This window comes from Lentibacillus amyloliquefaciens, assembly GCF_001307805.1.
Lineage (GTDB): Bacteria > Bacillota > Bacilli > Bacillales > Amphibacillaceae > Lentibacillus > Lentibacillus amyloliquefaciens.
Genome location: NZ_CP013862.1, coordinates 900,160 through 919,876 on the forward strand (window position 1 = coordinate 900,160; position 19,717 = coordinate 919,876).

Below are 19,717 nucleotides of genomic sequence, written 5' to 3' on the forward strand. Positions count from 1 at the left end.
GCTAGTCTTTAGTTTTTCTAAAGTTGCCTTTCGGTACACATCAGCGTATAATGATATTTTGTTCGCGGTTCGCAAACTCCCGCGTTATCAAAACTAAGGAGGAATCCAAAATGCCGAACGAAGTGATCTGGATTTTGTTTGCACTTGTTAATTTTACATTGCTCTTGATTTTTTACCGTTTGTTTGGACGAACGGGCCTGTTTGTCTGGATTGGTATGGCTACTGTTGTGGCTAATATTCAAGTGTTGAAAACAGTAGAATTATTTGGGTTGACTGCAACATTGGGAAATATCCTTTATGGGACAGCCTTTCTGGCAACAGACATCATTAATGAGAAATACGGGAAGGAAGATGCTAAGAAAGCTGTATGGGCCGGTTTTTCAACCTTGATTGCCATGATTATTATGATGCAGATTGCACTTCAGTTCCAGCCAGGACCTGATGATATAGCACACGGAGCGCTTTCAACACTTTTTGAGGTAATTCCTAAAGTTGCATTAGGCAGTCTGGCTGCGTATATTGTCAGTCAATATTTTGACGTATGGATTTATAACAAATTACGCAAATTATTCCCTTCTGATAAATTTTTGTGGGTACGCAATAATGGCAGTACAGCGATCAGTCAACTGTTGGATTCTGCGGTCTTTTGCAGTATAGCCTTTTTTGGTAACTATCCATTTCCCATCTGGCTGGAAATTTTCATGACAACCTATCTGATCAAATTTATTGTTGCTATTATTGATACACCATTTATGTATATGGCCAAAAACATGAAAAAGAGAGGATAGCCGGGCTATCCTCTCTTATGTTGGCTTTGTTAAAGCTTTTTCTTCCTCCGGTATTCTGACCCTTAATAAGAGAAGATGAAGTATCGGGTACAATATTGCTGTCATGACAGCTCCGACAAAGAGTGGTATAACGAATAATTCAGCAGCCACAATGATGTAATTTGGATGTTTGACATACTTGTACGGTCCTTTTTTTAGATGTATGACACCAGGCAGTACGATTACTTTAGTATTCCAGAATCTGCCTAATGATTGAATGCACCAGAACCGGCCTGCTTGAGCAGTTAAAAAAATAAATAGCAGCACATAATTGATACTGAAAACTTCATTATTAATAACTGAAGTTTCTACAATAATCGATCCGAAAAAGCACACATGAAGCAAGACAAACCATTTATAATGCTGCCTGCCTTTTTCAATGCCTCCTCTGCTTTTCATCCATTTTTCATTATTTTTGGCAATCTTTAATTCCACAAGACGCTGCATGATAACTCCCGCAATAAATAACCACATCCATACCGTCACGTTTCATACCACTCCAATAATAATAATTCCGAACTGAATCCAGGCCCCAATGCTGATAAGATGCTTAATTGCCTTTCATTCACTCCGGAAAGCATCCACTGGTTCAGAACATATAAAACAGTCGCCGACGACATATTTCCATGATTGCGGAGAACTTCATAGGAATATTTGAATTTGTCGCTGGAAGCTTGTGTGACCTCCTCCATTGCTTCCAATACTTTTTTGCCGCCAGGGTGTGCAATGAAGGAATGGATGTGTGACTGACCGGCTTTTATATCATGTAAAAACTGATCAATGTGATCACGCCAAAATGATCGTACCAATGCTGGTATGCGTTTGGAAAAGATAACTTCAAGTCCCCTGTTTGTAACATTCCATCCCATCACACTATGACTGTTTTTCATAGTGGCGGAACCTGTATGTGTGATTCTTGGTTTAGTACGATGGTTGTATGGTAAATAATTCGAATCCTCCCCCATCACTAATGCTGCGCCAACGCCATCTCCAAATAAAGCAGTTCCAACAAGGTTGCTTTTCTGAATATCTTCTTTTTGAAATGTAAGGCTGCACAATTCGCAGCATATCAGAAGCACATTTTTATCAGGGTTTGCTTTGATCCAATCGAATGCACGTGATAAACCAATGGCACCGCCTGCACAGCCAAGTCCCCAAAGCGGCATTCGAGCTACATTCTCTCTAAAAGGGCGTTCACTCATAATGAATGTCTCTAATGATGGTGTTGCTATCCCTGTACTGGAAACGAATATGATCATATCAATGGCTTCATATGGAACTGGCTTTGTCAAAAATTGTTCATTCATTAAACAAGCATCAATCGCTTGTAACGATTGTTTTAGAGCAAACTGATGATAAAGGTCATTCTTTTCTTGGAAAGTGTGGGTTTTCCTGAACCAGTTTGCATCTACAACAAATTGTCGTTTATTGACTTGGGCATGGCTAAAGACCGGCATTAGCCTTTCAATCATTCTCGATTCACTGCTTCTGAATATTTCTTTAACCAAAGACTGGATCTCTGTCTGTGTTATTTCATTTGGCGGGACTCCTAAACCGATTGAACTGATCAATTGGCTTCCCCCTCTCTTCCTGGCTGGTACTTATAATCAGGAGAATCAGAGTACTTTTATATTCTTTAGATTTCCTCGAATTTACAATTATTTTTAACAGATTGTGAATTATAAAAAGCGCATCATCAATTATGCATCATAAAGGTAAGCATCATTATTAATTCATCATATATCTATGTCATGCTATTAGGACGTTTATTATTGTTCGCTGGTTTGGCGTTTTTATTCTATTTATGTGGTGCGAGCGGGGATTTTCTGGGAATTGATTATTAACAGATTCTGACTGTTCACGGGGGCATATTGGGACTTGTATAAAGGGGAACAAGAACTTTCCAATCGCTGAGGGAAAAGCGGACGCAGAGTCACCGCTATTCGATTGGCCAATTGGAATGTATATTTAAAACCAGGAGTTCTCCCTGGTTTTGGTTTGGCTGTTTTATAAAAGGTTGTTGCTTTTTGCCACAATACCCACAAACTGCGAAGTATTTGCTATGTTGATTTCCGTTCCGGGCAGTCGCGTACCTTAGGGCAACCCTTCAGTCTCCTCGGAAGAATTTAGTTAAGCACCAAAACAATGAGATTATAAAGCGCGGCGCCAGCGGAGGAAATACTCGACGATTCCTGCGGGACGGGAGGCATAGGTGAGACCCCACAGTGCGACGAGCACGAGGAGGCTCACCAGCCGCCCTAAGGTGCGCAGCGTGTATTTCCGGAGCGGTCTCATAGCACTCAATCATTTTTATAGTACTTCGCAGTTTACATCAACAGCGAAGATTCCGCGCCAGAAATTTTGTACAAAGTGCCTTGGTTAATCGATTCTATTGTTTTCTGCCGAAGTATTGGTAATAGTTAGTTTGAATGAATCCATTGAAAAGTTTCCGTTTCTTCGTGGCCTTCTGACCGAACTTTTGTTCAAATGCATCAAATGCTGCCAGGATATAGATACTCCAAGTGGGATGTTTTTTCATTATTTTCCCTAATTCACTATATATCTCCCCTGCTGCTTCTTTATCACCTATACGCTGGCCGTACGGCGGATTGCCGATCAGATAACCGTTCTGTTCCCTGAGCACTAAATCATTTGCTTGCATTTGTTTCCAGGATATAAGGTCACCAAGTCCAGCCTCTGTTGCATTTTCTTTTGATATTTCAATCATCCTATGGTCAATATCATACCCGGTTATATTTAATTTCTGGCTGTAGTTGGCTTTGTCCTCCACTTCTTCAAATGCTTCATCCCAATAACGGTTTTTAATCCATTTCCAGTCTTCGGATGTGAAGTCACGATTAAAGCCCGGAGCAATATTTTGCCCGATTAATGCAGCCTCAATAGGAATTGTTCCCGATCCGCAAAATGGATCGATTAATGGATAATCAGGTTTCCAATTCGTCAACATAATTAACGCAGCAGCCAATGTTTCTTTTAATGGTGCATCACCTTGTCCAATCCGATAACCGCGTTTGTGCAGTCCTGAGCCGGAAGTATCGATCGTCAATGTTGCATCATCCTTATGAATAGCCACCTCGACTTTATACAATCCGCCGGTTTCAGGTAAATTCCCCGCAAACCCATACTTTAATTTTAACTTTTCAGCTATTGCTTTTTTAACAATAGCCTGACAGTCAGGCACGCTATGCAGAGTGGATTTTACGGATTTGCCGGATACCGGGAATTTACCCTCTTCTGTGATAAAATTTTCCCATGGCAATGCTTTTGTCGCTTCAAACAAGTCATCAAATGTTTCAGTTTTGAACCGTCCTACGTGCAACTTGACACGGTCGGCACTTCGCAGCCATAAGTTACAGCGTGGTATTGCTGAGACAGGTGCGTTAAAAATTACTTTTCCATTTTCGACATTGGCCTCATAACCAAGTTGCTTTACTTCAGATGCCACAACTGATTCCAGGCCCATAGCAGCTGTTGCAATTAATGTTATATTTTGAGACATGATAAATTCCTTTCGTATGTAGAGTCGAGGATTGTTTAACCTGCGATTCAGTCAGTATTAGTTTATCACAATCAAGGATATAATTAAAAAACCTTTCTGATCAGCTCAGAAAGGTTTTGGGTTCAATATAACAGAGACCATTGAATACTTGGTAAGCCATGTTCTGTTCCGTTGTACTCATGCGGTGGTCAGCCTTGTACATCGGTCGTAATCATCTATCTACAAGCATTTGCAATCCTTGTCCCTTTTTCGGTTCATTTCCCTAATCAAGGGTGCCCCTACCAATATTTGGGTTGCTCACTCGTGGGGTTTACCGCGTTCCATTCGGACTGTTTCCAGCCCGACTGCGTCACTGTGGCACTTTCAAGCATACTCCCCCATGTCAATTGATTTAGGGGTTTTTGCTGCCGTTAGCCTCGATGGCCACCTTGACTTATGGTTTCGTCAAGCACGAACACTACAGGCATCGCAGCCTGTGTGAGCATGGACTTTCCTCTGTATATGCATCATATACAGCGATTACGTCAGTATTCAATTATTACTCTCTAAAGAGATTATATCACACTTCTGCCCGGTGTTCACTGTGAAAATATACCATCACTCAGCATCATCATATTTTTTGCCGAACACTGCCTTTTCCAAATTGGATACCCTTTTTAAAATATCATAATTGACTTGGTGATTGTTCGATGTTGCCCGGCTTCTTGTCTGGTCAGATTGTTTTTTGATACGTTCATTTTCCTGCCGCAGCTTTTCGATTTCTTGCTGAAATGCTTCGTAATCCTGAATAATCGTGTCAAGAAATTCATCAACTTCTTCCTGATTATAGCCGCGCATTCCGGTTTTAAATTCTTTCTCAAGTATGTCTTTTCCCGTAAGCTGGATGCGGTTTGCATTCATCTTAAGTCACCTCGGATTTTCATTTATAAGCAGTTCGGAACTCGTGTCTAAATAGAACGTTTCCCGCTTATATTTGTTCATATGTATAGAGTGTTTTTCCTTATTTTATAACAGTATAACATGATTTGTATGTATTTTGTTATTAATTCAAGTCATAAAAAAGAAGCTGACTTGATCAGCCCCTATCATTCATATCATCAGACTGAAAGGAAAACGGCAACAATTCTTCCATCGTGACTATCTTCGTTTGGTTATGTGCGTTAGTCAGATTGATCTCCATGTCGTTATTAAAAAACTCGCTCATTACCTGCCGGCAGGATCCACATGGCGGTACAGGCCTTTCCGTATCTGCAACAACGGCCATTTCAGCAAAATCAAATTCACCATCCGCAATTGCTTTAAAAATGGCCACCCTTTCTGCACAGCAACTGACCGGATAGGCAGCATTTTCGATATTGCATCCTGTGTAGATCTTTCCTGAACGCGTTAACAGTGCAGCCCCAACAGGGAACTCAGAATACGGGACATATGCTTTATTTTTTATTTCTGCTGCTTTATCGAGTAATTCCTGATTGCTCATACTTCTCCCCTTTCTCATATAAATGGAAGGTAATTATAATTAAAAACGCTATAATGTAAAGAACTTTAATCAGCCCGAAGCTCTGACAGGAGCTGGTCAAATATAAAGTGTATCGAATGATCTAATTCCATATATCTTCTCCGTTTGACATCGACATAATAACTATTTAACAAGAGAAGTTCCATGTTTTCCCGTGTTGACGTAACTTGCTGCGGATGGACATTCACCCTTCGCTCTTTAACAATCTTGAGCGTATTTTCCTCCCACTCTGCCAGCAAGTCATAAATAGGAGCTGTCTGCACTTTCATCATTTCAAAAAAATCTTTGTCTTTTTTGCTTTCAGGCGGGTTGTTTTCTTCATAAATGTTCTTTAATCGTTCGAGCTCTTCCTTGAGTTGTATCGTTTGTTCTTCTAAATTCATATTTCATCCTGCTTTCTGGCTCATTTGCTTATAGAAGTTGTTCAAAAAGTCCGGTAAAAATGACACTTCGGTGTTTCTAGTTGGCTTGTTTTCCCTTCACTTTATCCTTCTTTTTGAACACGCACTTATAGAGTTTATTCTAAGAAACTCAGTAAAAAACTTAAATCAATTTTTCAATATCTTCATTTATTTTACCAACAAAGAAGGCAAAAAGCATCCGTTACGATAGTCTTTTTTTAGGTTTTTTAAATGTAAATCGGCTCGGAACAAGCATGTTCAGTTCAGTTTGGAATTTTAGATCTGCCTTGTTAACGGAATAGGTTATGCGATTTAGATTTTGATAGTGATTTTCATAATCGCCTTGAATACAGCGATCAGTGCTCATCGTTATTTTTTGTTCCATTAATCGAAGCTGATTAGTCACTTCAGTTAACTTATTTGCAAAGTCAGTTGTCCCAACCCCGTCTGGCTTCTGATTTAAACTTGCAGCTTTCGCCATTGTATACACCCCGCTTTATTTATTAATTACTTATTTCGAGATTAATTCCGAGGTCCCTTCCCATTCGACAAAACTAGAAGAATCACGATAAAACCAGTGTAAATTTCCAGCAATTCAGCCAGACTAACCAGTGTAAGGAGGTATGGTTATGACAAAAAAGAAACCATCCGAACAAAAAACGGAAAAACATCATCAGAAAAAAGAAAACCGAAACCGGAACAAAAAATTAGATGGACCAAATCGGCCATCAACATAACAATCAAAAAAGGATTTGTGCCGACAAATCCTTTTCTTACATAAATATTCTTCGTAATAAATGGTAGTAATACATTAACCTCCGACGTTTATAAAATGACTCACTTATACACGCATCTGGTTTTTCGATGATTTCTTTTGTCCAATTACGTTTTATCCCTCTTTTTTTGTACCAGTCTTTTCGAATGGTATCATGATGCGTGATTACCGGATAAACTGTCCGAAGTATCGGTGATTTTTCTGTTTTAATGTTTAGAAACCGCTCATAATCCAATCGTGAACCTGTATGTTCTACAGATCGAATGAATTCAATTAACGGGTGGTACACTTTAGAATTTAACATAATAGAAGCAATCTGTTTCCCTAAGGTAATGCGTTTATCGATATTTGTAAAATCTTGGACAAAAATTCCATACAACTGCTTGGATTTAGCTGGTAAAATAATAGCGTTCAATAATAACATGTCCTGCAGCAGGTATGGCAAACGCAAAAACACATAACGCTTAAAATAATCCTGTTTAATGACAGGGGTTTGGATTACATTTTGTTCATTGATAATCAGGGCGTGCATAAGCCGCTGTGTATCGTGATATTGCCAGAAAAACCGCCATTCCTTTTGCATATAGCTTGAGACTTGAAATTTTGATAATAAATAAAAGAGCGGTTTTTTCAATTCAGTTGACAGTTGATAAACGAGTAACTGAGGATATGCATCGGAAAAAATAAGCCAATTCGCGCGTTCATAAGTCATAAACAGCCGCCTCAGCTGGCTATGGGAGAGCATTGTTCTGAATGAGGCAACCCATAAATCAGTCATATTCCACCCTGCATTTCGCGAAACAATCCCAGCCAGAAGGGCCCACTTTATTTCCGGATAAGTCATATAAAAGTTTTCGTATGCTTTTGTCCGGGAAATGTTATCTAAATTATGCTGATTTGTTTCAGATATTATATAATGTAGATAGTCATGATCATCCCAAAATGACTGCATTTCATAACCTCATTTCGTATAATTATATAGTCAACCTAAACAATTTTTGGTATGATACTGTAATATGCCCAGAAGGGAGACATCATTATTGCATTATCCAAACGGCAAAAAAAATAATGGTATGAAACAGGTGTCTGCCGCAAACCGATCAATGAAGTTCAGCAACAGAGGTATGACACTTGAAAAAGATATCAACACAACAAATACGTTTTACTGGGATACAAATAAAGCTGTTATCCATAAGAAGCCTACGCCTGTTCAGGTGGTGAATGTTCATTATCCAAAACGAAGTGCTGCCGTTATAACAGAAGGCTATTTTAAGCAGCCTTCCACAACTGACTATAATGGTATTTACCGTGGTCGTCATATCGATTTTGAGGCAAAGGAAACCCGGAACAAAACAAGGTTTCCGCTTGCTAACATCCATTATCATCAGATCAGCCACATGAAATCGATAACGGCTCACGGCGGCATTTGTTTTTTGATCATTCGTTTCTCTGCGCATAATGAAACTTACTATCTGCCTGCTGAATCGTTTTTTCCCTATTGGGACGAACAGTTCAATGAAGGAAAAAAATCGATCCGATATGAGGCAATAAAGGAAAAAGGATACAAGATTCCATTTCATTTTCAGGCTCGGGTTAACTACTTGACGATTATTGATCAGCTTTATTTTTAGATTGGAGGAGAATGAGTTATGGCAACAAATGGCCAGTCTCGTACAGCAAGACGAAAACAAAAAAAGTCTGCCAAAAAACCACTATGGAAAAAACTATTCATGATAATTGGTATTGCCATACTGGTGATTGGAATTGGTGTTGGTGCTCTATTCACTTATTATATTGTCACGGCACCGGAAATTGATGCATCAAAACTGGACACACCGTATTCATCTAAAATATACGATAAAGATGGTGAACTGTTTGCCGAATTGGGAGCCGGTGAACAGCGGACTCAAGTAGAGTATGACGAACTTCCACAAGTACTGGTTGATGCCGTTCTTTCCACAGAAGACGCTCGGTTTTTTGACCACCCGGGTGTGGATATATGGAGAGTCGGTGGTGCTGTGGTCGCCAACATAACAGATGGTTTTGGCTCTGAAGGGGCCAGTACAATTACACAGCAAGTAATTGAAAAATCATTTCTCTCACCGGAAAAGAAAATAAGCATCAAAGTACAGGAAATGTGGCTTGCGCTCCAATTAGAACGTGAATATTCCAAAGAAGAAATATTGGAAATGTATTTAAACAAAATTTATTATGGCAATCGGGCTTATGGCGTAGCAAAAGCTGCTGAACTTTATTTCGGAAAGACGGATCTGAGTGAACTGACATTGCCTGAGGCAGCTATTCTTGCCGGACTCCCGCAGCGTCCATCAGCTTATAACCCGTTTAAAAATCCGGATTTAATGAAAGACCGGATGAATACAGTACTGAATCTGATGGTTAAAAATGATAAAATTTCGGAAAGTGAAGCTGAAGAAGCACGGCAGGTGGACATCCCTTCCCTGCTGACTGATGATACACCTGATCCAACACCTTATCAGGCGTTCCTGGATCAGGTAAAAAAAGAAGTTGAAGAAAAAGTTGAAGATGCCGATATTTATACAGATGGGCTTAATATCCATACTACAATCGATACCGATGCGCAGGAGCATGTTGAGTATTTATTGTCAGACAGTGAAGATAACCCTATTAATTATCCGGAACCTGTCACCAATTCTGACGGTGAAGAAACAGATATGGAAGCCGGTATGACTGTATTGGATACGAAAACCGGTGCTATTCGGGCGATTGGCGGCGCACGGGGCGGTCTGGAAAATGGTGGCCTCAATTATGCGACAGGCATCAGCCGTCAGCCCGCATCAACATTCAAACCGATTATCGATTATGCCCCGGCAATTGAGAACAATCAATGGTCAACCTACCATCAATTAAATGATGATGGGCCTTATGACATTGCAGGCAGTGATGCCCGGATTAATACATGGGCCGGCCAATACTATGGCTGGGTTTCAATGCGGTATGCTCTGCAGCAGTCTCTGAACGTCCCGGCAGCCAAGACATTTGAAGAAATTGGCGCCAGTAATGCAATAGAATTCGCAGAGAATCTTGGAATCTCCATCGGCGATACCCAAGTAGGCGTCACAGATGCGATTGGCGGCGGAAAAATAGGCACCAATCCGCTTGAACTTGCAGGCGCTTATCGGGCATTTGGAAATGGCGGTGTTTATAATGAGCCATATGCTGTAACAAAAGTCGAGTTTCCGGATAGCGGAAGGACAGTTGATTTAACACCTGAACCAGAGGCGGCCATGTCTGAGTCGACAGCATACATGATAACGGATATGCTGCAAACAGCCATTTCTGAAGGAACTGGTGCTCAAGCCAATGTTCCCGGTCTGCCTGATGCAGGTAAAACGGGAACAACCACACATGATGAAGTGGAAGGCTCACCGGACTCCTGGTTCAGTGGCTATACAACGGATTATACGATCTCGATTTGGACGGGTTATGACGATAACAGCGTAACGTTACCGGATACGAAAATTCCTCATGCGCTATACAAGAACACAATGAGTGAATTATCAAAGGATATAGATACACCAGACTTTACGCAGCCTGATTCTGTTGTGGAGGCTGAAGTTGAAAAAGGATCAAGGCCTGCCAAAAAACCGAGTGAATATACACCGGAATCGCAAATCGTCACTGAATTATTCGTAAAAGGTCAGGAACCATCCGAAACTTCAGAGCAGTTTGATCAGCTTGATCCTGTAGAAGGACTTGAGGCAACGTATGATGAGGGATCAGATTCTATTCAAGTTGAATGGGATTATAGCTCAGATGCATCCTTTGAAGTGAGCGCAAGTGTCGATGGTGGCCAAATGCAAAGTCTCTCATCTACCGAGGACACATCCATGGAAATTTCCAGTGTTGAGCCCGGTGCGACATATGAGATTCAGGTCGTTGCCACTTCAGGTTCAAATACAAGTGAACCCGCGACAACTACTGTTGAAGTGCCGGGTGACGAAGAAAATGAAGACGGTGGAAACATTCCTGCCGTCAGCGGCTTGAACGCCAATGTGTCTGGTTCGAATATAGATGTCAGCTGGCAATACGATGGCCCTCCTGCACAATTCGAAGTAGCCGTGTCACAAGCGGGCAGCCAATTACAGACACAAACGGTTGATTCAGCCGGTATTGTCATTGAAGGAGAAGGTGTCCAGCCAGGACAGACTTATACGATAACTGTTACGCCTGTAGGGCAAGATGGCGACAATCAAGGTGTCAGAGGTGAATCATCCAGCACCGAAGCAACCATCCCTGGAGAACCGGATTCAGGCGGAACTGAAAATGACGGAAACAACAATGGCAATGAGAATGGTGAAAACAATGACGGCGATGGCGACAATGGCAATAACGATGGAAACGGTAATAACGGTGAAAATGGTAGTAACGGTGGTAACGGCGGAAATGGTGACGATGGTGGAAATAGCGGCAACAATAATGAAGGTGAAAACGAAAATCCAAACGCAAATGACAATGCGAACACCAATGAAGATAGCTAGTTAAAAGCAACAAAAAGAGGCAGTGCTCCAAGTGTGGAGACTGCCTCTTTTTCATTGCCTGTTTATTAAAAGGTTGTTGGTTTATTTCTGCTTTGATGTAAACTGTGACGTAGTGACAGGATTGATTTCCGCTGCGGGCAGTCGCGCCCCTTAGGGCAACGCTTCAGCTTCCTGCTCAGATCTTCAGCCGCCCGCTTTCCCGCAGGAGTCGACTGCCCTCGGCTCCAATCAATGCCGCGATAGGAAGGAAATACACGAAGACTCCAGCGGGAAAGCGAAGACGTTGAGACCCCACAGCGAGCGTTCTTTGCGAGCGAGGAGGCTCAGCGCGAGCCCTAAGGTGCGCGTAGTGTATTTCCGAAGCGGTAGACGACGCACAACTTACACCCAAAGTTACTTCGCAGTTTATGGATTATATGCCAAGGCAACAAGATGCACGAATAGTGCCTTTTCATTTTGCATGTTTTTGACCGGTTTCATCGTTTACTTGTTCGCAGTTGTTTCTGCCTTTTTCATTCGTTTTTGACCTTCCCGGCATAAATCAAGCAACGGGCATTCCGGACATTGCGGGTTTCTGGCCTTGCAATGATATCTTCCAAAAAAGATCATTCGGTGATGTGTATCAGCCCATTCATCTTTCGGCACTTTTTTCATCAATGTCTGTTCCACTTCAAGTACTGAATCTTTCCAACGGCAAATGCCTAATCGTTTAGCAACACGTTCCACATGGGTATCAACTGCAATAGCCGGTTCTCTGAATGCAACTGATGCAACAACATTAGCCGTTTTCCGGCCGACTCCGGCAAGTTTCATCAGTTCTGTTTTAGAATTCGGCACTTCCCCATCATACTCATCTATCAGCATTTGACACAGCTTACGGATATTTTTTGATTTATTACGGTACAAGCCGATTGATTTTATATCCTGCTGCAGTTCTTCCAGTGATACCGCAAGAAAATCTTCAGGTGTTTTGTACTTTTTAAATAAAGAAGCCGTCACTTTATTGACCAGATTATCGGTACATTGTGCTGATAACAATACAGCGATGACAAGTTCAAAAGGATTGTCATGATTCAATTCACATTGTGCTTCCGGGTACATTTCCTTCATGACATCAAGGCAGGATTGAACTTGTGATTTGTTTAGCATTTCCCCTATTCCTCCTCCAGCCAGTTGTAATAAATAGATGTATCCCGCTTTTGGCCGCCTGATTCATGTTGTTTGGCTGATTGATTCTCATGAAACGCCTTACTTGCTTTTCGGGCTTGTTCAACCGAATGAATTCCTTTCTTTTGCCATTCCCTGAGAATACGATCAATATATTTGAAATTAAGCTTGCCCATCAAAACAGATTCCCTTAAACCGGCTTTAATGAGGGATGGTTCAATTTTGTCCTCGTCCAGCCAGCTATTTATCATTTCAATTTCAAATGGCGACAGCGGTCTGCCAAATTCCTGTTCAAACAGGATGAAGATCGTGCCATCCTCCTGTGTCTGCTCTTCAGTTTCCTCGGTAAACAATTTTTTCCATAGCGGATTCAGACTGTACTTTTCAGTTATCCGGTTTTCTTCATTTTCCAGTTGTTCAATCGATAAAAAATTCTTTTGAATGAGCTTGCGTAAAATATTAGCACAATCTTTCTCGCTGATCGTTAAATGATTGGCAAGATCATTCGGTGTCGGAAAGTCATTATTTTCCTGCAAAAAGCGGAGAAGCTGCAGAATAACCATTACTTCCTGTTCGTTAAGCCCAAGTGTTGTATACTTATCAAGTAATCGCACAGGCACCTGGACTTGGTTTAGTAATATATCCTGGAATGAAATGAATTTCGTCATAAATGGTACACCTCAATACACATAGTATAGCATGAATACCCCGGCTTCGTTGCAAAATTTGAGCAGCTTTTTTTACTTGTAACAAAATCCCTTGCTGCTGTGTCAGCAAGGGATTTTGTTGATAGAATACGCTGCTGATATTAAGGGTACAACCGATTCAACAGTCTTGGGAATGGAATGGTTTCACGAACATGTTCAACACCGGCAATCCATGCGACAGTCCGTTCAAGACCCAAACCAAAGCCTGAGTGCGGTACACTGCCATATTGACGCAATTCCAGATACCACTCGTAAGCAGGGCCTGTCAAATCATGCTCTTCATAGCGCTGTTTCATCAATTCAAGATCATCAATCCGCTGTGATCCGCCCACGATTTCACCATAACCCTCAGGTGCAATCAAATCAGCACATAACACAACATCTGAACGTTCCGGATCAGGCTTCATGTAAAAAGCTTTAATCTCTGTCGGATAATTGGTAATGAAAACCGGTTTATCATAACTTTCGGCAATTGCGGTTTCATGTGGTGCTCCAAAGTCCTCGCCCCATTCAATATCATCAAAGCCTTTCTCTTTAACCAATTCAATCGCGTCATCATAACTGATACGCGGAAATGGTGCTTTAACATTTGCAAGTTTTGATATATCACGATCAAGAGTTTGCAGTTCAAGCTTGCAATTTTCAAGAACAGACTGAACGACAAAACTGACATACTGCTCTTGTATTTCCAGACTTTCATCATGATCGACAAAGGCCATTTCAGGTTCAATCATCCAAAATTCAATTAAATGCCGTCGTGTTTTGGATTTTTCCGCTCTGAATGTCGGGCCGAATGAGAATACTTTCCCGAAAGCCATTGCTGCTGCTTCCATATATAATTGGCCGCTTTGTGATAAATAAGCATCTTCATCAAAATATTTGGTATGGAAAAGCTCAGTCGTCCCTTCTGCTGATGACCCGGTTAATATTGGCGGATCAACTTTAACATAATCATTATCATTAAAGAATTGATATGTTGCTCTGATAATTTCATTACGGACTTTCATTACAGCATGCTGCCGTTTGGAACGAAGCCATAAATGCCGATGATCCATTAAGAATTCTGTTCCATGTTCTTTTGGCGTAATCGGATAATCAACGGCTTCCTGAATCAGTTCAATATCACTCACATGCATTTCATAACCAAATGGGGATCTTGAATCCTCAGTAATCGTCCCGGTTATATACATGGACGATTCCTGGGTTATATTGTTAGCCAATTGAAAAACTTCTTCTGTTACATCATTTTTGACGACAACCCCTTGAATAAATCCAGTGCCGTCCCGTAATTGTAAAAACGCAATTTTACCGCTTGATCTTTTATTGTCAAGCCATGCACCGATCCTAACTTGCTGATCTGTATATTTTGGCACTTGTGAAATTGTTGTTTTCAAAATGTTCCCTCCAAAGCTATCATTGATGATTCAAAATAAAACGCTTAATGCGTTCAGACGCATCCCTTAAGGCATCAAGAGAAATCGCATATGACAATCGCACATTTTCCGGAGATCCAAATCCGGTCCCCGGCACTAATGCTACTTTTTCTTCCTCAAGCAATTCTTTCGCCCATTCATCGACAGAATTAAATCCACTTTGTCTGACAGCTTCCTGGACATTTGGAAATAAATAGAAAGCTCCTTTAGGTTTTACACATGTTATCCCCGGTATATCATTTAATAAGCCGTATAAAACTTCCAGTCGCTCACTGAAAATACCGCGCATCTCGCTGCTCGGGTCACCATCACTTTTACTGTAAGCTGCCAATGCAGCATATTGTGCAATCGACGTTGGATTTGAGGTGGAATGCGATGCCAAGCTGGTCATCGGTTTTATAATCTCAGATGGTCCGGCAGCATAACCAATACGCCATCCAGTCATCGAATGTGACTTAGAGACACCGTTTATAATAACTGTATTAGCTTTGAGCTGATCCGAAATTGAGGCAATCGAAACATGTTCATCATCGGTATAGATCAGTTTTTCATAAATTTCATCGGAAACAATTAAAATATTGTTTTCCAAACAAACTTTTCCTAATTCTTCAAGTTCTTGCCGGTTATACATCATGCCGGTCGGGTTGCTTGGAGAATTGATAATAACGGCTTTTGTTTTTGTCGTTACAGCAGCTTTCAATTGTTCCGGTGTCAATTTAAAATCATTTTCTTCCTTTGCATTGACAAACACCGGCTTACCTTCTGCCAGCTTAACCTGTTCAGGATAACTGACCCAGTATGGTGAAGGCACAATCACTTCATCATCTTTATTTAATAAGACCTGGAAAAGCGTGTAAAGCGCATGCTTGGCGCCTGTCGTCACAATCACTTCGTCAGGATTATAAGCGAGACTGTTATCACGTTCAAATTTATTTATGATTGCCTGTTTTAATTCAGGTATACCACCGGACGGGGTATATTTTGTAAAGCCGCTTTTCATAGCTTCCTCTGCTGCATCAAGGATAAAGTCAGGTGTATTAAAGTCAGGCTCTCCAGCACCCAGTCCTATTACATCGTAACCTTGATTTTTAAGTTCCTTTGCTTTTGCTGTTATTGCTAATGTTGCGGATGGTGTTAATGTTTTCACCCTGTTTGCTAATTCCATTTAATCACTCTCCCCATTATATAACTGATTAAAACGGAGTATTTCGATTCTTGATCCATCTGTTACTGATAAATACTCCATAACATAACGATTTGAATTATCTTCATATGTTACTTCCCACGCAGGCTGAGAATCTTCTCCGCTGATAACTGCCGGTTTTATGTCAATCATTGTACAGGAATTGCATTCAATCTTCCAGTTTGATCTAATTGTTTTTTCTGTGACAATGTCCGATTGATTGAGACTTATCAATTCGGATTCATCTTGGTTAAACGGATAAAAAATTAATTTCTTGGTCTTGTCCTCTGTTTCACCGTAAACAGTGTAATATGCCTTTTCACCATGGAAACGCTCAATGTGATTGATATCAGTCAGTTCAGTTTTCTGGAATACATTTTCTTTTATCTTATCATAGGATGATGTTCTGTTTTCCTGAACAGACTGATATAAATAAATCCCAAAGATAAGTGAAATAACGATTAACACACTGAGTATGATAACGAGCCATTTCAGCCAGCCCGGCATCATTCGTTTCGGATATTCATTATTCAGCATTACACCATTTCACACCAGTCAGCGTTCGTATTTGTGTATTCATATTTATCCTCCAATAATAAATGTTGTCTTCGTTATCAAATTTTACTACTTATACTGCTGATATCAATGCTAAGACTATAAGTGACGTTGAAAATAAATAAGCTAAATCACATTATAAAGTATAACAAGCATGCCGGTAAATTTGTTTCTTTTTTATTTATTTCAACAAAAAATCTTCCTGACCCATACCACACACATCTTGAGGCTGATGCATCAGCTGGTGCATCAGCATTTTTTATCATCAACGTGGATTTTAAAACCATTCTTCAGCTTTTTCCATTAAGGCATGTGTCGAATCAGTCGTAATTGGCGCTGATGGAATTGATTCAGTAAAATATTTTCCGTAACGGGCCTTTATAACACGGGCATCACATACGAAAACGATCCCCCTGTCGGTTGCTGAACGGATCAGTCTTCCAAATCCCTGCTTAAATCGGATAACGGCATTGGGCAAAGACAATTCAAAAAAAGCATTCCTGCCTTCGCGTTTAAGTTCATTTGATTTTGCTTCATACACCGGATGATTTGGCGGCTGGAACGGGAGCCTTACAATCATAAGACATGATAAATCTTCACCCGGTATATCAACACCTTCCCAGAAGGAACTTGTACCTAATAATATCGACTGATCGAATGTCTGGAAATTCTTTTTCAGTCTTGATCTGCTGCCACTTGATATGCCTTGTGCGATCAGCATATACTTATTGATGTCGATTGTTTCTTTTAACAGGTAATAAGATTTCTTGAGCATATCATATGACGTAAATAAGACAAGCATACGCCCGTCTGTTATTCGAGCGAGTGATATAATCGCTTCACACGTTGAATGAATAAAATCATCCTGCTTACCGAATCTAACATCAGGGAAATCATCCGGCACCATCAACTGAACCTGGTCCTGGTATGAAAAAGGAGAATTAATTTTTGCTGTTATCAAGTTTTCAGGTGATAACCCAAGTCTTTTTTGACTGAACAAAAACGAGTTTCTTATTGATAACGTAGCACTTGTTAAAATAATGCTTTCTTTTTTCTCAAAAAAATCATTTGCCAGCAAGGTGGATATGTCTGTCGGTTCACTGTACAGGTATACCGCGTTTTTTGCTCCGTACGCTTCTATTTCGATCCATTTGACAGTATTGTCATCATCGAATAAAAACAGCTGTTCTAATCGATCGATTATGGATTGAATGGCTTCCATATGACTATTCGTTTCATCGGCGTAATGATTATCGTCAGGACTATTTGTTTTAAGCTCTTGTTTTAATGAGGATAACAAATGAATCAGATCACGGAAATAAAACGTTAACCTGGTGACCATATCTTTGATGACACCCCATTCTTCAACGTGTTCCTTTGTTTCCTCAAAGCGGTATTGGATGCGTCCGATGTCACTTAATGTTTTACTCTTTTGTTTCTGTTCGATCACATATTGAAAAAGCATCCGAAACAAATCATCTATTTCATGTTTAGCATTCTCAAAAATGTGTTCCCATTCAGATTCTCGGAAGCCATCATCATGACTTATTTTCTGCTCTTTCAGCAGTTTGGCGAGCCAATTGTCATCATTTATTGAACCGATTTGATTAAGTGTATTTTGTATGTACACATAATTTAGTGTTAAGCCGTAATGTTTAGAAGCTGTTTCTTCCAAATGATGTGCCTCATCAATAATGGCTTTATCATAGGCCGGGAGCAGCTGATAATCATTAAACATATCCGTCGACAGCAATGCATGATTCGTGATTAGAATATCTGCCTTCTGGGCTTTCTGGCGTGCCTTCTGGTAAAAGGACCTTGAAAACCAAGGCGATGAAGGGTCAAAACCGCTTTCCGCATCAGTCGATACTTGCCTGTAAAATATGTATCCGCTTGAAGGAAGCTGAATTTCATCAACATCTCCTGTCTCAGTTTCTGTCAGCCAGACGAGTATCATCGCTTTTGTTAATGTCAGATCATAATTAACCTCTTGATTAGTTCCCAGTTCACGTTCAAACTTTTCAAGGCTGAGGTAATGCTGTTTTCCTTTCAGTAAAGCAATGTTAAACCCAAAGTCGACGAGTTTATTTATAAGTGGAACTTCTTCATCGAGCAGCTGTGACTGCAACTGAGTTGTATACGTGCTAATCACAACTTTTTTGTTCATTGTGGCTGCTTCATAAATCGCCGGCAGCAGATAAGCCAGCGTTTTTCCGGTTCCCGTTTCTGCTTCAATCAATGCATGGTTCCCGGAACGGAAAGCATCAAATACTGTTTCGGACATCTCACGTTGACCGCTCCGTTTCTCATAACGGGACATCTCCTGCTCCAAGGTCCCGCCCGTTTCATAAATAGCATCGAGATAGCTGCCAAAAGATGATTCTACATATTGTGTTTCAGATTTTTCTTCAGATACTTTTTTAATCGCCATCCCTCTGTAAATATCCATGGTTTTGTCTGAATCACTTGAAAATGCAAGTGAATGCTGCTGTTCATTTAATAAAGCGTATAAATCAGATTGCAGACCTTGTTGCAAATTTAACAGATGTGTAATGGTTTCATAAGGCAGCTTCCTTAGTTTTTTTAAAAGGATCAAGAGCAGTTCTGCCGTCATAAGGGCATCGGTTAATGCCCGGTGCGGCGCATCATGCGTTATGTTCAAATGATCTGCCAATTGTCCTAATTTAAAACCCGGTGCTTGCGGGTATAAAATGCGCGCCAGTTCGACTGTGTCCAATACAGGGTTCTCAAGTTTTGGAAAGCCTGCTGAAGCCAGCTCGCCATTCAGAAATCCCAGATCAAATGGCACATTATGTGCGACCAGATAACTGTTTTCAAATAAAGCTGTTATGTCTGATGCTTTGTCATGAAAACGGGGTGCCCCATTAACATCCTGATCAGAAATGCCTGTCAAATTGGTAATGAAGGCAGGAATGGGTTTTTCGGGATTAAGAAAAGTTGAGTGTTCCCCGGTTATTTCATTATTTTCAATTATAACAATGCCAACTTCAATAATCTTATCCGAATTCGCCGGTGAATGCCCGGTTGTTTCCAAGTCGACCACAACATATTTTTCGTTCATAATGCCACCTTACTCTCGTATTATGCGT

17 protein-coding genes and 1 other RNA gene are annotated in these 19,717 nt (G+C 40.6%); 3 read left to right on the forward strand and 15 right to left on the reverse strand.

Going from position 1 to position 19,717, the window contains the following annotated elements:
• The first annotated feature begins 110 nt into the window (after positions 1 to 110).
• Complete coding sequence (locus tag AOX59_RS04475; RefSeq protein WP_068442420.1) at positions 111 to 788, forward strand: queuosine precursor transporter; 678 nt, start codon at positions 111 to 113, stop codon at positions 786 to 788.
• 15 nt (positions 789 to 803) lie between these two features.
• On the opposite strand, the gene AOX59_RS04480 is transcribed toward AOX59_RS04475, so the two are convergent.
• The 9 genes from AOX59_RS04480 to AOX59_RS04520 all read right to left on the reverse strand — a co-directional run bounded on the left by AOX59_RS04480 (position 804) and on the right by AOX59_RS04520 (position 7,994).
• A complete protein-coding gene (locus AOX59_RS04480) occupies positions 804 to 1,313 on the reverse strand; it encodes an isoprenylcysteine carboxyl methyltransferase family protein (RefSeq protein WP_068442423.1) in 510 nt (169 codons plus the stop codon).
• On the reverse strand, positions 1,310 to 2,398 hold the full coding sequence (locus tag AOX59_RS04485) for a type III polyketide synthase (protein ID WP_068442426.1): 1,089 nt from the start codon (positions 2,396 to 2,398) through the stop codon (positions 1,310 to 1,312). The genes AOX59_RS04480 and AOX59_RS04485 overlap by 4 nt, the downstream gene beginning before the upstream one ends.
• Before the next feature lie 818 nt (positions 2,399 to 3,216).
• Positions 3,217 to 4,347: a THUMP domain-containing class I SAM-dependent RNA methyltransferase gene (locus AOX59_RS04490; RefSeq protein ID WP_068442429.1), complete on the reverse strand. Its 1,131-nt coding sequence runs from the start codon at positions 4,345 to 4,347 to the stop codon at positions 3,217 to 3,219.
• Positions 4,348 to 4,494: 147 nt separating this feature from the next.
• Positions 4,495 to 4,878: RNase P RNA component class B (gene rnpB, locus AOX59_RS04495), an RNA gene on the reverse strand.
• Positions 4,879 to 4,944: 66 nt separating this feature from the next.
• Complete coding sequence (gene gpsB / locus AOX59_RS04500) at positions 4,945 to 5,247, reverse strand: cell division regulator GpsB (RefSeq protein WP_068442431.1); 303 nt, start codon at positions 5,245 to 5,247, stop codon at positions 4,945 to 4,947.
• 175 nt (positions 5,248 to 5,422) lie between these two features.
• Positions 5,423 to 5,827, reverse strand: coding sequence for a cytidine deaminase (locus AOX59_RS04505; RefSeq protein WP_068442440.1), 405 nt, complete (start codon positions 5,825 to 5,827; stop codon positions 5,423 to 5,425).
• Positions 5,828 to 5,892: 65 nt separating this feature from the next.
• Positions 5,893 to 6,249, reverse strand: coding sequence for a DUF1798 family protein (locus AOX59_RS04510; RefSeq protein WP_068442443.1), 357 nt, complete (start codon positions 6,247 to 6,249; stop codon positions 5,893 to 5,895).
• A 220-nt stretch (positions 6,250 to 6,469) separates the two neighbouring features.
• Entirely contained in the window at positions 6,470 to 6,748 is a 279-nt protein-coding gene (locus tag AOX59_RS04515; RefSeq protein WP_068442446.1) for a hypothetical protein, read from the reverse strand.
• 292 nt (positions 6,749 to 7,040) lie between these two features.
• A complete protein-coding gene (locus tag AOX59_RS04520) occupies positions 7,041 to 7,994 on the reverse strand; it encodes a DUF2515 family protein (RefSeq protein ID WP_068442449.1) in 954 nt (317 codons plus the stop codon).
• An 88-nt stretch (positions 7,995 to 8,082) separates the two neighbouring features.
• Between AOX59_RS04520 and recU the strand changes: the two genes are divergently transcribed.
• Positions 8,083 to 8,673 (forward strand): Holliday junction resolvase RecU, encoded by a 591-nt coding sequence (recU, locus tag AOX59_RS04525; protein WP_068442452.1) that lies wholly within the window; start codon positions 8,083 to 8,085, stop codon positions 8,671 to 8,673.
• Between the two features lie 18 nt (positions 8,674 to 8,691).
• Positions 8,692 to 11,562: a transglycosylase domain-containing protein gene (locus AOX59_RS04530; RefSeq protein WP_068442455.1), complete on the forward strand. Its 2,871-nt coding sequence runs from the start codon at positions 8,692 to 8,694 to the stop codon at positions 11,560 to 11,562.
• A gap of 483 nt (positions 11,563 to 12,045) precedes the next feature.
• On the opposite strand, the gene nth is transcribed toward AOX59_RS04530, so the two are convergent.
• The 6 genes from nth to dinG form a co-directional block, all read right to left on the reverse strand.
• Positions 12,046 to 12,711 carry an endonuclease III gene (gene nth, locus AOX59_RS04535; protein WP_068442458.1) on the reverse strand — a complete coding sequence of 222 codons (666 nt, stop codon included), beginning with the start codon at positions 12,709 to 12,711 and terminating at the stop codon, positions 12,046 to 12,048.
• Between the two features lie 5 nt (positions 12,712 to 12,716).
• Positions 12,717 to 13,397 (reverse strand): DnaD domain-containing protein, encoded by a 681-nt coding sequence (locus tag AOX59_RS04540; RefSeq protein WP_068442462.1) that lies wholly within the window; start codon positions 13,395 to 13,397, stop codon positions 12,717 to 12,719.
• 140 nt (positions 13,398 to 13,537) lie between these two features.
• Positions 13,538 to 14,830 carry an asparagine--tRNA ligase gene (gene asnS, locus AOX59_RS04545; protein ID WP_068442464.1) on the reverse strand — a complete coding sequence of 431 codons (1,293 nt, stop codon included), beginning with the start codon at positions 14,828 to 14,830 and terminating at the stop codon, positions 13,538 to 13,540.
• A gap of 19 nt (positions 14,831 to 14,849) precedes the next feature.
• Complete coding sequence (locus AOX59_RS04550; protein ID WP_068442466.1) at positions 14,850 to 16,034, reverse strand: pyridoxal phosphate-dependent aminotransferase; 1,185 nt, start codon at positions 16,032 to 16,034, stop codon at positions 14,850 to 14,852.
• Positions 16,035 to 16,589, reverse strand: coding sequence for a cell wall elongation regulator TseB-like domain-containing protein (locus tag AOX59_RS04555; RefSeq protein WP_068442473.1), 555 nt, complete (start codon positions 16,587 to 16,589; stop codon positions 16,035 to 16,037).
• 295 nt (positions 16,590 to 16,884) lie between these two features.
• Positions 16,885 to 19,689: an ATP-dependent DNA helicase DinG gene (dinG, locus tag AOX59_RS04560; RefSeq protein ID WP_068442475.1), complete on the reverse strand. Its 2,805-nt coding sequence runs from the start codon at positions 19,687 to 19,689 to the stop codon at positions 16,885 to 16,887.
• Positions 19,690 to 19,717: the final 28 nt, after the last annotated feature.